Here is a 12,603-nt window from a genome sequence, read left to right as displayed (position 1 = left end):
GCCCGGTAGATCTACCGCGTGCAGAAGGTGTCTCACGCAACGCCCTGCGCCCGCGACGCATGCAGCTTGCCCTCGCCAGCGGCAGCATGCGATGCCAGCACGCAGCTTCCAGCGGCCTGAGCGCTGGTGTTCTCACGCATTGGCAGCGTTGCTCGGTCTCCACTATTGGACGCGCGTGCGCAGCAGCGCGCCATCGGGTTGTGCAGACCGACCTCAGCGCGTTAGCATGCAGCCTCGTCCAGAGCGATTTCCTCCGACACATGACACCACCCTGACCTAAGGCATCACGCGCTCGCAGTTGCTGCGAAGGTCCAGGTGTTTGACGTTCATGTATTCGCGCCGTGTGTTTGCCGGTGCGCGGAGTCGTTTCAATGTCCAGAGTTTTCTCGTTGCGCCAGCAATGGCTCGGCAACGTGCGTGGCGATGTGCTCGCCGGCATCGTGGTCGCGCTTGCGCTGATTCCCGAAGCCATTGCCTTTTCGATCATTGCCGGCGTCGACCCCAAGGTCGGGCTGTACGCGGCGTTCTGCATTGCGGTGGTGACCTCGATCGCCGGTGGCCGGCCCGGCATGATTTCGGCCGCCACCGGCGCAATGGCGTTGTTGATGGTGGACCTGGTCAAGGACCACGGCCTGCAGTACCTGCTGGCGGCCACCGTGCTGGCCGGCGTGCTGCAGCTGATCGCCGCGGCATTGCGCCTGGGCGCATTGATGCGCTTTGTTTCGCGCTCGGTGATCACCGGCTTCGTCAATGCGTTGGCGATCCTGATCTTCCTGGCGCAGTTGCCGGAGCTGGTCGGCATGCCATGGCCGGTGCATGCGGTGTGTGCAGCGGGCCTGGCCATCATCTATCTGCTGCCGCGCTTCACCACGGCGATTCCCTCGCCGCTGGTCGCCATCGTGGTGCTGACGGCGGTGTGCGCGTACTGGCACATCGACATCCGCAACGTGGGCGATATGGGTCGTCTGCCCGACAGCCTGCCGGTGTTCCTGCTGCCGGACGTACCGCTGACGTGGGACAGCATGCGCATCCTGCTGCCGGTGTCGACGACGCTGGCCGTGGTGGGCCTGCTGGAGTCGTTGATGACCGCGCAGATTGTCGAAGACCTCACCGACACCCCGTCGCAGCGCAACCGCGAATGCGCAGGGCAGGGGCTGGCGAACCTGCTGGCCGGGTGCTTCGGTGGCATGGCCGGCTGCGCGATGATCGGGCAATCGGTGATCAATGTGCGCTCGGGCGGGCGCGGGCGTTTGTCGTGCCTGGTGGCCGGTGTCGTCCTGCTGCTGATGGTGGTGTATGGCGCGCCCTGGGTGCGCCAGATCCCGATGGCGGCGTTGGTGGCGGTGATGATCATGGTCAGCATCGGCACCTTCAGCTGGAGCTCGCTACGCGATCTGCGCACGCACCCGGGGAGTTCGTCGGTGGTGATGCTGGGCACCGTCGTGGTCACGGTATGGACGCACGATCTGGCCCGCGGCGTGCTGGCCGGAGTGCTGCTGTCGGCGCTGTTCTTTGCGCGCAAGGTCGGGCGCATGTTGCAGGTGCAGGCCAGCGAGCGCGACGACGGAGTGCGCGTGTATGCGGTGCGCGGCCAGGTGTTCTTTGCATCGGCCGGGCAGTTCGTGGCCAGCTTCGATTTCCCGGGCACGCCGCCGAAGGTGCTGATCGACCTGAGCCACGCGCACTTCTGGGACATCAGCGCGGTGGCGGCGCTGGATCGGGTGGTGCTCAAGCTGCGCGCGCACGGCGCCGAGGTCGAGGTAATCGGCGTGAATCAGGCCAGCGACACGCTGATCGAAACCTTAGGAACCCATCGACGCGATGGCGCGCGCCTGCAGCTGGGGCACTGAGCCCGGCTGCTCGTGCGCAGCCAACGCGGCCGTCGGCGCCGCCGCGTGGCGTGCATGTTCGTCCAGCAACGCGGACAGGCGACGATGGCAGTCGCGGAAGGCCAGCGCGGAGGCCGGCATGTCGCAGGCATCGAAGGTTCCGGCCTCGGCCTTCCAGGCGGCGAGCAGGTCTTTCAGGTCGCAGATCAGGCTCGGCATGCGGGTGACTCCGTGGGCGTTCTCATCACTACGGCCACAGGTGCCGGCCGGATGCAGTCGCGCTCGTTCGCCTCACGCGTGGCCGCACGGGTGCGCTGCCATCGTGCAGGACACACGTGCGCGTCACATCGGCGGGAGGAGGGTGGCCGTGCGGTCTTTTACCGCTGGAGCAGACCATGAGCAACGACGAAAACGGCAACCGCGGCATAGACGATCCGACCCCGCCCAATGGCATCAAGGCACCGGGCAGGGACAACACACCGATCCAGGAAGGGCCTGCACAGGACAGCGAGATCGATGACGACGATGGCATCGAAGACCCGGTCGAGGACGATGACGACCTGGGCGCGGAAGACGACGAAGACGAAGACGACGACCAGTAGGCGCGTGGCAGTGTTGCACGCGGCCGTGCAACGCTGAACCCGGCAGAGGGCACCGGTTGCGCGGCATGTGCTGGCTGTGGCCGGCCATGCTGCCTAGACTTGCGGATTGCCCATCCTGTGACATCCATGGACACCTCCCTGTCGCCATTGCCCAGCATCGCGCTGGGCCAGTACCGCCACTTCAAGGGCGGCCGTTATGACGTGCTCGGCGTCGTGCGTTGCAGCGAAACGCTGGCCCCGCTGGTGCTCTATCGCCCGTTGGACAGCGAGGTCGGTCTGTGGGTGCGGCCGTATGCGATGTTCGTCGAGCAGGTCGAGGTGGACGGCGTTGCGCGTCCCCGCTTTGCGCGGGTCGAGTAGGCGCGGCTTGGTCTGCACGATGTTACAGGGCCGTTTGCGAGTGCGTTGGCAATGACGGCTGCCGCCGCTGCGCCAGTCACCACGCCCGATGGCCGGTATCTGATCGTGCGTGGCCGGCTCTGGCGTACCGCCAACCCGCATCTGCGCGAAGACGTGCGTGCCGGGCTGGTCGGCGCCTTGATGGACGCGCGACGCGCGGTCAAGGCGGCCAAGCGCGATGAGGATGCCGGGGGGCTGGCTGCAGCGCGTGCGGCGGTCGATCGTGCCAAGACGGCGCTGGGAGAGCGCGGCCCGGTGTGGTGGAGCGATGGTGCCAAAGACTTCAATCGGCATCTGGTCAAGAACACGCCATACGCGGACTGGTTTGCGGCGCTTGCCGCGCCCGAGGCCTGAGTGCGCGTTGCGGCGGGCCAGGTATGCCGCCGCCTGCAACGACAAGGCCCGGGAATGCCGGGCCTTGTCTGCTGGATCGCACGCCCAGCGGTGTAGAGCGGCTGAGCAGGCTGCTGCGCTCAACGCCAGGTGGGTACGGCTGGTGCCCGACATCGGCAAGGGCCATTCGGGCACTCCGATGCTGGACGCGCCATCCGCACCCACCTGACGACTGCTCGCAACATGGGTGTCAGCTGCTCTTGATCGACGTGGCTGGAGAAGCGGGCAGCCGCCCTCAGCCCAGGTCGCAATTGCTCGGCTGCGGCCAGGTGGTGGCGGGCAGCATGGCCTTGACGGCGGCCGGTGCGGTGATGCCGATGGTGCTGGCGCCGTAGAGGTCTTCCAGCTCGTCGATGCTGACGATGTAGCTGTCCAGCGAACCGAGGTTGGCGCTGTTGGGAATCAGCCAGCTGATCGCGCGGGTGCCGCCGCCCGGGTTGGCGGTGATGATCGTCTTCCAGAAGAAGTCCGGGGTGCGGATGCCGTGGCTGCTCAGGAAGTAATCGTTGGTCGTGTCGCTGTAGATCACACCGCCGTAGACCTGCACGCTGGCGATGTCGCGGTAACACTCGGCCACGTTTTCGGCGCGTACCCAGATGCCCTGGTTGAAGCTGGACACCTGCGGCACGATGTTGGACATCAGGTTGGCGCGACGGATGTAGGTCGCGTTGTAGTCCATGTGGTTGGAGGTCACCAGGTGCCCGCGATCGTAGCCGGTGCGCACGCTGGCGTAGGAGGCGGTGGAGGTCTGGCCGGCGCAGCCGCTGGGCAGTTCGGTGTCCAGATTGAAACTGGACGGGCGCGCGGCCGAGCCGGTATCGGCCTGCAGCACGTACTCGTAGCGCAACGCGGTGTGGTTGGTGCAGTCGTAGCGCAAGGTGTAGCCGCCCTTGTTGAGGGTGACAACCTGGGCGTTTGCGCTGGCACTGGCAGCGGTGAACAGCAGAACGGCGAAGAAAGTCCGGAAGCGCATGGGCAGTGAATCTCCTGGAAAATCAATCGGACGCACGACGCCACCGCCGGCTGCCGGGGGGCAGATCGACGCTCAGCGGAACGCGCGCTGGAAGGGGGACAGTTGGCTCGCTGTTTTTAGCGAGCGCGACAGCTATCGCATGCAAATGTTGCTTGGTGGTGACGTAGGCGTGAGGAATGTGCGGTCACGTCAGTTTTTCCGGCAAAACTGTGACCGGTATCGCGCATTGGGTGGCATACGGGCTGACAGGCGATAAGCCCCTGGTTATGCATGGAGCGTGCGGATGCCCTTCCGCGCCAGGGTTTTTGCAATGGCGCATAGCTGCGCCATCAGCAGAGCGCGGTTGCTGCTGTCGGACAACCGCCCGCCTCGCGGTCGGGATACGCCAGCACACATCGGCAGGCGACACCGCAAGACGTCAGGTCGGGAGCAGCGCAGTGCCGTTCGTCGGCGCAAGATGCGCGCCGTGCGACGCTGCCTTGCCAGCGCCGCGTTCGCCACCGGCGGCACAAAAAACCCTCTTCTGCAGTCCATGCAGAAGAGGGCGTCAAAGACGTCGCGAGAGGATTGGCTCGGTCGACTATGCGACCTCTTTTTCCAGCTGCGGTGCGCTGGCAGGCTGCAGCTGGAACAGCGAGACCAGCTGGGTCAGGGTGCTGGACTGCTTTTCCATCGCCCGTGCCGCGGCCATGGCTTCCTCCACCAGCGCTGCATTCTGCTGGGTGGTTTCGTCCATCTGGATCACCGTCTGGTTGACCTGTTCGATGCCGGCCGATTGCTCGCTGGATGCGGCTGTGATCTCACCCATGATGTCGGTGACCCGATTCACGCTGGCGACGATCTCGGTCATGGTGGTGCCGGCCTTGTGCACCAGCACCGAGCCTTCGGCCACCTTGCCCACCGAAGCGTCGATCAGCTCCTTGATCTCCTTGGCCGCAGCGGACGAACGCTGCGCAAGCGTGCGCACTTCCGAGGCCACCACCGCAAAGCCGCGGCCCTGTTCGCCGGCACGTGCGGCTTCCACCGCCGCGTTCAAGGCCAGGATATTGGTCTGGAAGGCGATGCCATCGATGACGCTGATGATCTCGGCGATCTTCTTCGAGGAGGTTTCGATGCCCGACATGGTGCCGACGACCTGGCTGACCACCTCGCCGCCCTTGGAAGCCACACCGGCTGCATTGCGTGCCAGTTCGTTGGCCTGTCGCGCATGCTCGGCGTTCTGCTTGACGGTGGAGGTGAGTTCCTCCATCGAGGCGGCGGTTTCTTCCAGGCTGGCCGCCTGCTGTTCGGTACGCCGCGACAGGTCCTGATTGCCGGCGGCAATTTCACCGGCCGCAGTATCGATCTCCGACGAGGAATGCTGGATGCGCCCGACGATGTCGGTCAGGCGGTCCACCGTGGTGTTGGCATCGTCGCGCATGCGCGCGAACACGCCGGCAAAGTCGCCGTGCATGCGCGTGGTCAGGTCGCCGCTCGCAATCGCCTGCAACACCTGCGACACCGCACCCAGGCTCTTGTCCGAGCTGCTCATCAGGTGATTGAGGTCGACCACGATCTGGCGGAAATCATGCTCGAACGCAGTCTCGTCGCCGCGTGCGCTGAAGTCGCCCGCCGCCGCGGCCGATGCCAGCCGCTTGATCTCGCCATTGATCGACAACAGGCTGGCCCGCACATCGTTGATCGATTGGCTGATCACCGCCTTTTCGCCCGGCAACGGCTCCAGCTGCTGCGACAGGTCGCCGGCGGCATAGCGCTCGGTCAATGCGACGATCTGCATCGTCACCGCGATATGGCTGGACACCAGCGCGTTGCTGGCCCGCACCATGCTGCCGAATTCGCCGGGAAATTCCTGCTCGGCGATACGGTGACTGACCATGCCGGCTTCATGCTTGTCGCCCATGTCGGTCTGCGCCTGGATCACGCGACGCAGCTGGCGCTGCATGCTGTCCATCGCCTGCAGCAGCTGGCCGACCTCGTCGTTGCGGTCGATCGAGATGCTGTTGTCCAGCTTGCCCGACGACACCGCATGCGCAATGCCCACCGCACGGTTCAGCGGCTGGGTGATGGCGCGTGCCACGATCCAGCCGAAGGCGATGCACAGCACCGCACCGACCAGGCCCAGCACCAGCCCGCCGATGCTTGCCGCCACCGAGCTGTCCACCGCTTCCTGCACGGTGCCGCGGAAGCGTGCATCGGCACGCTTCTGCATGGCGGTCAGGGTGGTGCGATAGGTTTCCAGTGCCGGTGCCATGGCGCTCATCTGCGCCGCATCGGGTTCGCGCTGTTCCACGAACGCGGCGGCCACGCCGTGCGCCAGGCTGTAGTACTGATCGAACTCCTTGCCCAGGCGTGCCAGCTCCGTCGCATTGGCAGGATCGGATTTCTGCAGTTTCACGTAGGAGGCGTGGATCTCGTCGGCCACCGGCTTGGTGGCCGCCAACATGTCGGCATCGCCGGCGGCAGCGGCGCCGTTGAGCCCGTTGATGAGCTTGTCCAGCGCAGCCACGTTGCGTGTCATGGCGTCGAGCATCGGGAAATGCACGTCGCGTACCGCTTCCAGGCGGTCGTTGTTGCGGTGAAAGACCAGCGTACTGAAGGCCACATAGCTCGATAGGCAAAGGATCGCCACCGCGGCCGGCATCAGGATTTTCCAGAACAACGGTAGCGACAGGATGCGTCTCATGACTTGAGTCTCGAGCAGGTGGCGGGTCACGGCTTCAGGACGACCTTGACGCTGGCGTCGACTGCGCTGGCACTGATGTAACCGATGGCGCCGGGCGTGGCGGCAACGGCCTTCTTGACCGCATCGTCGCCACTGACACGCTTGGGACGCTGCGCCTTGCCGGTGAACATCAGCTGCGACCAGTACGACTTCAGCTGTGCCGCGTCGCGTGAGGCCACTTTCTTGTAGAACTCATCGCGGGTGGCGACGCCTTCTTCCTGATCGATCGGCACCGCCGCGCCGCCACCGGGCAGGCTGTTGGATTTGGCCAGGAAGATCTGCGACACCTGCGCGGCGCTGAGGCTGTCTGGGCCGCCCTTGGCCGACATCACCACCACGACATCGGCATTGGCGCAGAACGCGCTCAGCGACAACGCGGCAAGCAGGGAGACTGCAAAACACTTGGAAATGGTCATGGGGGCTCTCTTAGAACACGAAGTCGACGGAGGCCGACAGCAGGTTGTAGCTGCCGCCCGGACGGAAGCCCGGCTGGATGTTGTTCAACGATCCGAACGAGCCCGCGTTGTTGTTGATGTGGCTGGCCTGCAGCTTGAACGCGACGCTTTCACGCGCGTCCCAACGCAGCGATGCGGTAAAGCTGTGACGGCCGCTTTCGGCCTGCGCCAGTGCGCGCGTCATCACGCCGACCGGATCCTGGCCGGCCGCGATGGTCGGGCCCTTGCGATCGACGTTGGCATAGGTGATCGACGGCGTCAGCGTGCCGAAGCGACCGCCGACACTGAGATAACCGGAGGTGGTCTTGCCGTTGAGCGAGGGCGAGTAATCGGCGCGGATCACTTCGCTGCGCAGGAACCAGCTGCCCGGATCATAGGCGTAACCCAGGCTGGCAAAGCTGCCGTCCACGCCATAGGTGGTCAGGCGATCGGCCAGTGCGGGATTGATGCGCTGATAGACCGAGAACAGGCGCTCCAGCGACGGTGTATCGAAATCGGTGGTGCCCACGATGTAGGCGGCGCGGAACGTGGACGCACCCGATTCCAGGCCCAGCGCCAGGCCGCGCATGGCGTACACATCGGCCTTCTTCGAATTGATGCGGCCATAGAAACCCTGCACGCTGACCACACTCTCGCCGGCGTTGATGGTGTACACGCCTTCGACGCCGTCCATCGGCAGCAGGTAGTTGTAGACCTCGTACGGCGGACGCACCCACGGGGTGGCGTAACCGACGCGCTGGTACTCGGACAGCATGTACAGCGGCGCAGTGATGCGGCCCAGGCGCGCAGCGAACTGCGGGCCGAACTGATACTTCACATGCGCCAGCGTGACCTTGGGATCGTAATCGCCGCGTTCGGCGTACTCACTGGTCACCTGCAACACGCCGGTGAACTTGTCGGTGAAGTTGGCATTGACCTGGCCGGCGATACGCGAGTCCGGACGTGCCGAGGTGGAGTGGCTGGCACCGGCACCTTCCACGGTCTGGATGTCGGGCGTGAAGTCGGCCTGGTCCTCGGTCGAATGCACCACGCCCAGCGTGCCGAAGCCGCTGAAGGAAAACATCGAGTCCTGCTGCGCGTAGGCGCAGGTCGACGACGCCAGGGCGATGGCGCCACTGAGAAGCTTGACGGTCAATTTCATTGAGAATCTCGGCTGAGTGGGTGATGGACGCAGCGCCATGAGAGGCGCGCGGGCAGAACGGTAATGAGCGTCGCAACGCCCTGGATTGCGGTAGCGGCCGTCTGCATCATTGCTTTAGCGAGATTTTTACAACTTGGAAAAACCGGTTAAGAAAGCAAAGCGCCACAAGAATCTGACGATAGTTTTGCCCTATCGAGGCGCGCGATTTAGGTGCTTTGAACAGCTGGGATGAATATCGGCGGACATAATCGTCCGCATCGCAGGCCTGCCGATGAGTAGCGCAGCCGGTGAAGGGCGAGGTAAGCAAAAAACCGAGTTTTTCCCGGGGGAAATTGACAAAGAGGCGTTTGCTCCGAAGTGCGCGCGCAAAAAAAAGCCACGCCCTGGCGAGCCAGGCGTGGCGTTCTCTGAGTTATTTCGCGTGGGTGTGCCAGTTACTTTATCGCCGGTGCGATGCGGCCGGCGAAGATTTGCTTCGGCTGCATGCAGACGCGACGAGATACAGTCGGCAAGTTACTGGAAACGTTTACTGCTGCCGTGTCGGGAGTTTCACCACGACCTTGATCTCGAAGCGGAAGCCGGCCAGCCAGGTCACGCCCACTGCGGTGACGGTGGGGTAGGGCGCCGGGCCCCAGTAGCTCACCCATTTGTCCCACATGGCTTCGAACACCACGTCGGGGTCGAGCATGAACAGCGTGACGTCGACGACGTCCTGCGTGCTGCAGCCGGCTGCGGCGAGGATGGCATCGAGATTGGCGAAGGCACGGGCGATCTCTGCCTCCAGCTCCGGCTCCGGCGAGCCGTCTTCGCGGCTGCCGACCTGGCCGGCGACGAACAGCAAGCCATCGGCGCGGACTGCCGGCGAATAGCGGTGGCGCTCGTACAGCGCGTGCCGCCCCTGCGGAAAAACTGCTTCACGTGTTGCCATGGTGACCTCCATCGGGTGGCGAATCGGAACAGGCAGGCAGCGTAGGTGCTTGCCTGCGCGCGATAAATCGGCGATGCCGACCAGCACTGTTTGTAGAATCCAAACAATCTTGGAGTCGGGAGTGGCGATGGACCGGTTCGACGCGATGCAGGCGTTTGCGCGGGTGGTGGAGACCGGCAGCTTTACCAAGGCGGCCGAGACCTTGCACATGAGCCGGGCCAGCGTGACCCAGCTGGTGCAGCAGTTGGAGGCACGCCTGCGCGTGAGGCTGCTCAACCGCACCACGCGGCAGGTGCATGTCACCGCCGATGGTGCGGCGTACTACGAGCGCGTGCTGCGGCTGCTGGCGGACATGGACGATGCCGAGACCAGCCTGTCCGATGCGTCGGCGCTGCCGCGTGGCCGCCTGCGCGTGGATGTGCCCAGCCCGTTGGCGCGCCTGATCCTGATGCCGGCACTGCCGGCCTTTCATGCGCGTTATCCGGATATCCAGCTGGACATGGGCGTGAGCGATCGCCGCGTGGACCTGATCGGCGAGCACGTGGATTGCGTGGTGCGCGGCGGCACCATCACCGATCAGTCGCTGATCGCGCGCCGCGTGGGCGACCTGCAGGCGGGCGTGTACGCGGCGCCGGCGTATCTGCAGCGGCTGGGCATGCCGACACATCCGCGCGAGCTGGAAAACACCCGGCATCGCTGTGTCGGCTTCATGCGCTGGCGCAGCAGCAAGACCGTGCCCTATGTCATGCAGCGCGGCAGCGAGGCGGTGCATCTACAAGGGCGTTACGTGGTGGCGTCCGACGACGGCAATGCCTATCTGGCCGCCGGGCTGGCCGGCATGGGCGTGCTGTGGTTGCCGGTGTACATGGCCAGGGCGCACGTGGCCAGTGGCGAACTGGTGCCGCTGTTCGAGGACTGGCGGATGGAGCCGATGCCGCTGTCGATCGCGTTCCCGCCCAACCGGCATGTCAGTGCCAAGCTGCGTGTGTTCATCGAGTGGGTGAGTGCGTTGATGGCCGAGCATGCGCCAGTGGAAGCGCCGGCGCTGCGCTGAGCGCGCTGCGTGGCGTGGCTGATGTGGTCGTGGTCGTGCGCGACAGACTTGAGGGCACGCACGCATGATGGAGCGCGCAGTGTGTGGTGAAGCATCCTGTCTGCCGGTATGCAAGCGACATTGCTGCCGGTATCGATGCCGATGCGGTTGCGGTTGCCGTTGCCGTTGCCGTCGCCACTGGCCTTGCGCAATGCGCGATACGAAAGAGGCTCAAGCCGCATTGCCGATCCCACGGCGTGCAATCGGCAATGCGCAGGGTCACTCCGCCAGCTGGCGCCGCACCGGATAACGCCAGCCGGTGATCGCCGCATACGGCGAACGCGCATAGATCCATTGCAGCCGTGCATCGCCATCGGCGCGGAATGCGGCATCGTCTGCGAGCTTGCGTTCGAAGGCGGCGCGCAGGGCGGCGTCGCTGCGCAGCACGCGCTCGCTGAAGTCCACCAACTCGGCGCCGTACAAGCCGCTGTCGGGGCTGCCGGCATTGCGGAAACGTCCGCTGGCCAGCAACGAGTCGCTGCTCTGCGGCTCCAGCAATGCGGCTGCCAGCATGCGCATCGGTTGATCGGCAGGCACGCGGACGCTGCCGGCGGCGAAGGTTTCTTCCACGTGCTCGGCGTGCGGCGTTTGCGTGCCGGCATCCTTCACTACGCGGATCTGCTGCACCTGGAGGTGGCGCGGCTGCTGCAGGCGTTCGTAGCGGATGCCGTGCGCCTTGAGCAGTTCCACCACATCGTCGTTGCCGGGCGGGATCCACCAGGCGAGCGGGTAGCGCACCGCCTGGGTCTGGCGATAGCCGATCACCGGCATGGTCCAGGTTTCATCGCGGCCCTCCCAGCGCAGTTCCTGCCGCCCGGACACCGGCGACAACGTGCGGGTGTAGCTCACGCCCTTGAACGGCACCTGGGCGATCGGCTGCTGCAGGCGTTCCCAGGCCACCATCAGTTCCTGCGGGCGGGCAGCGCGATCGGCGCGCTTGGCCGCATCGATGTTGCCTGCATCGCGGGCAACCAGGCGCAGTGCTGCTTCCAGCAGCACATAGTCGCCCAGCACGCGCTGCCGGTACGACTTCAGGCGATGGTTCTCCACCAGCACGGTGGGGATGCCGGCAAAGTCGCCATACCCGGTGGAATAGCGCGGGCCTTCCGGCGCGTAACGCAGGCCCGAGCGCGGCTCGTTTTCGTCGATCAGGCTCGGGTAGATGGCCGGTGCGTGGCCCTGTTTGCGCAATGCGGTGTTCACCGCCGGCGTAAAGCGTTGCTGCAGCCAGTCGGCGGTGGCGCGCGAGCGCGCATAGGTGCCCCAGCCGGCGAAGGTAAAGGTGATGTCGTACTGGTGATCCAGCCCGCCGCTGACATGCAGGTCGATGTAGAGCGCCGGATCCAGGCGATGCAGCAACGCGACCATCGCGCGCGTTTCCGGCGCTTCCAGGGTGAGGTAGTCGCGGTTGAGATTGATGCCGCGCGTGGTGGTGTTCCAGCCCATCTGCTGTGGGCCGCGCAATGCGGCGCCGATCAGCGGGCCGCGCTGCTCGTGACCGTCGGCATTGAAGATCGGCACGAACACCAGATCCACCTGGTCGAGCAGGTGGTCCTTGCCGCGTTGCGCGATATCGCGCAGCAACATCAGGCCGGCATCCTTGCCATCGATCTCGCCGGCGTGGATGCCGGCCTGCGCCAGCACCACCGGCTTGCCGGGCGCGCCCTTGTGCGCGCGGACCAGCAGCAGGTCGCGGCCCTCGCTGCTCTTGCCGAACACCTCCAGCGACAGCAGCGGCGAGGCGGCGACCAGGCGTTCCAGCCACGCGCGCGTCTCGTCATAGCTGGGGGTGCTGGCGAAATCGTTGCGCTCTGCCGGGGTGCTCCACGGATCGTCCGGTGTGACGATCAACGCCTCGCTGGCCCCATGCCAGGCACGTACCGGTGGCAGCGGCGCGCTGGTATCGATGGACTGCGCGCTGGCCTGGGCGGCAGTCAACAGGGTTGCGGCGAGCAGGCCGGCAGCGGCACGCGTGGTGCTGCGGCTGGCAGGCCCGGCGGCGTTGCCGGAAGCGGGTGCGGGAGGGGGCGAGGCGTGCGGGGCAGAGGGGCGCGTATCGGAAGTCATG

The 12,603-nt window shown here is 65.5% G+C and carries 12 protein-coding genes and 1 other RNA gene; 6 read left to right on the top strand and 7 right to left on the bottom strand.

Annotated features, from left to right (window positions below):
- Window positions 1-371 precede the first annotated feature (371 nt).
- Window positions 372-1,850, top strand: a complete 1,479-nt coding sequence (locus ABQ039_RS17425) for a SulP family inorganic anion transporter (RefSeq protein WP_349778384.1) — start codon at window positions 372-374, stop codon at window positions 1,848-1,850.
- Here ABQ039_RS17425 and ABQ039_RS17420 read toward each other — a convergent pair.
- A complete protein-coding gene (locus ABQ039_RS17420; protein WP_046344581.1) occupies window positions 1,803-2,048 on the bottom strand; it encodes a hypothetical protein in 246 nt (81 codons plus the stop codon). The two genes, ABQ039_RS17425 and ABQ039_RS17420, sit on opposite strands and share 48 nt — an antisense overlap.
- Window positions 2,049-2,224: 176 nt before the next feature.
- On the opposite strand from ABQ039_RS17420, the gene ABQ039_RS17415 reads away from it, so the two are divergent.
- The 4 genes from ABQ039_RS17415 (at window position 2,225) to ABQ039_RS17400 (ending at window position 3,419) form a co-directional block, all read left to right on the top strand.
- A complete protein-coding gene (locus ABQ039_RS17415; RefSeq protein WP_349778383.1) occupies window positions 2,225-2,431 on the top strand; it encodes a hypothetical protein in 207 nt (68 codons plus the stop codon).
- 126 nt (window positions 2,432-2,557) lie between these two features.
- Window positions 2,558-2,791 carry a DUF1653 domain-containing protein gene (locus ABQ039_RS17410; protein ID WP_054592652.1) on the top strand — a complete coding sequence of 78 codons (234 nt, stop codon included), beginning with the start codon at window positions 2,558-2,560 and terminating at the stop codon, window positions 2,789-2,791.
- 51 nt (window positions 2,792-2,842) lie between these two features.
- Complete coding sequence (locus ABQ039_RS17405) at window positions 2,843-3,184, top strand: hypothetical protein (RefSeq protein ID WP_102251169.1); 342 nt, start codon at window positions 2,843-2,845, stop codon at window positions 3,182-3,184.
- A gap of 157 nt (window positions 3,185-3,341) precedes the next feature.
- Window positions 3,342-3,419, top strand: a non-coding RNA gene (locus tag ABQ039_RS17400) — sX9 sRNA.
- A 39-nt stretch (window positions 3,420-3,458) separates the two neighbouring features.
- Here ABQ039_RS17400 and ABQ039_RS17395 read toward each other — a convergent pair.
- From ABQ039_RS17395 to ABQ039_RS17375, 5 genes are all read right to left on the bottom strand, one after another.
- On the bottom strand, window positions 3,459-4,196 hold the full coding sequence (locus tag ABQ039_RS17395) for a DNA/RNA non-specific endonuclease (protein WP_039518674.1): 738 nt from the start codon (window positions 4,194-4,196) through the stop codon (window positions 3,459-3,461).
- Between the two features lie 580 nt (window positions 4,197-4,776).
- Window positions 4,777-6,909: a methyl-accepting chemotaxis protein gene (locus ABQ039_RS17390; RefSeq protein ID WP_184615211.1), complete on the bottom strand. Its 2,133-nt coding sequence runs from the start codon at window positions 6,907-6,909 to the stop codon at window positions 4,777-4,779.
- The gene (locus tag ABQ039_RS17385) at window positions 6,906-7,334 is read right to left on the bottom strand and encodes a substrate-binding domain-containing protein (RefSeq protein ID WP_024938495.1); all 429 of its coding nucleotides are present in this window, start codon (window positions 7,332-7,334) and stop codon (window positions 6,906-6,908) included. The genes ABQ039_RS17390 and ABQ039_RS17385 overlap by 4 nt, the downstream gene beginning before the upstream one ends.
- A 10-nt stretch (window positions 7,335-7,344) precedes the next feature.
- A complete protein-coding gene (locus ABQ039_RS17380; RefSeq protein WP_102251167.1) occupies window positions 7,345-8,514 on the bottom strand; it encodes a hypothetical protein in 1,170 nt (389 codons plus the stop codon).
- A gap of 526 nt (window positions 8,515-9,040) precedes the next feature.
- On the bottom strand, window positions 9,041-9,442 hold the full coding sequence (locus ABQ039_RS17375) for a Rid family hydrolase (RefSeq protein WP_039529666.1): 402 nt from the start codon (window positions 9,440-9,442) through the stop codon (window positions 9,041-9,043).
- 127 nt (window positions 9,443-9,569) lie between these two features.
- On the opposite strand from ABQ039_RS17375, the gene ABQ039_RS17370 reads away from it, so the two are divergent.
- Window positions 9,570-10,496, top strand: coding sequence for a LysR substrate-binding domain-containing protein (locus ABQ039_RS17370; RefSeq protein WP_374057815.1), 927 nt, complete (start codon window positions 9,570-9,572; stop codon window positions 10,494-10,496).
- Window positions 10,497-10,754: 258 nt separating this feature from the next.
- Here ABQ039_RS17370 and ABQ039_RS17365 read toward each other — a convergent pair whose 3' ends face one another.
- Window positions 10,755-12,602 carry a M14 family metallopeptidase gene (locus ABQ039_RS17365; RefSeq protein WP_374057814.1) on the bottom strand — a complete coding sequence of 616 codons (1,848 nt, stop codon included), beginning with the start codon at window positions 12,600-12,602 and terminating at the stop codon, window positions 10,755-10,757.
- Window position 12,603 lies beyond the last annotated feature (1 nt).

Origin of the sequence: Xanthomonas sp. WHRI 6108 (genome assembly GCF_040202385.2) — a bacterium.
Lineage (GTDB): Bacteria > Pseudomonadota > Gammaproteobacteria > Xanthomonadales > Xanthomonadaceae > Xanthomonas > Xanthomonas arboricola.
This window is presented reverse-complemented; position numbering and strand designations above follow the sequence as displayed.

Coding starts and splice junctions, on each gene's coding strand:
- ABQ039_RS17425 (WP_349778384.1), top strand. CDS start 372: ATGTCCAGAGTTTTCTCGTTGCGCCAGCAATGGCTCGGCAACGTGCGT.
- ABQ039_RS17420 (WP_046344581.1), bottom strand. CDS start 2,048: ATGCCGAGCCTGATCTGCGACCTGAAAGACCTGCTCGCCGCCTGGAAG.
- ABQ039_RS17415 (WP_349778383.1), top strand. CDS start 2,225: ATGAGCAACGACGAAAACGGCAACCGCGGCATAGACGATCCGACCCCG.
- ABQ039_RS17410 (WP_054592652.1), top strand. CDS start 2,558: ATGGACACCTCCCTGTCGCCATTGCCCAGCATCGCGCTGGGCCAGTAC.
- ABQ039_RS17405 (WP_102251169.1), top strand. CDS start 2,843: ATGACGGCTGCCGCCGCTGCGCCAGTCACCACGCCCGATGGCCGGTAT.
- ABQ039_RS17395 (WP_039518674.1), bottom strand. CDS start 4,196: ATGCGCTTCCGGACTTTCTTCGCCGTTCTGCTGTTCACCGCTGCCAGT.
- ABQ039_RS17385 (WP_024938495.1), bottom strand. CDS start 7,334: ATGACCATTTCCAAGTGTTTTGCAGTCTCCCTGCTTGCCGCGTTGTCG.
- ABQ039_RS17380 (WP_102251167.1), bottom strand. CDS start 8,514: ATGAAATTGACCGTCAAGCTTCTCAGTGGCGCCATCGCCCTGGCGTCG.
- ABQ039_RS17375 (WP_039529666.1), bottom strand. CDS start 9,442: ATGGCAACACGTGAAGCAGTTTTTCCGCAGGGGCGGCACGCGCTGTAC.
- ABQ039_RS17370 (WP_374057815.1), top strand. CDS start 9,570: ATGGACCGGTTCGACGCGATGCAGGCGTTTGCGCGGGTGGTGGAGACC.
- ABQ039_RS17365 (WP_374057814.1), bottom strand. CDS start 12,602: ATGACTTCCGATACGCGCCCCTCTGCCCCGCACGCCTCGCCCCCTCCC.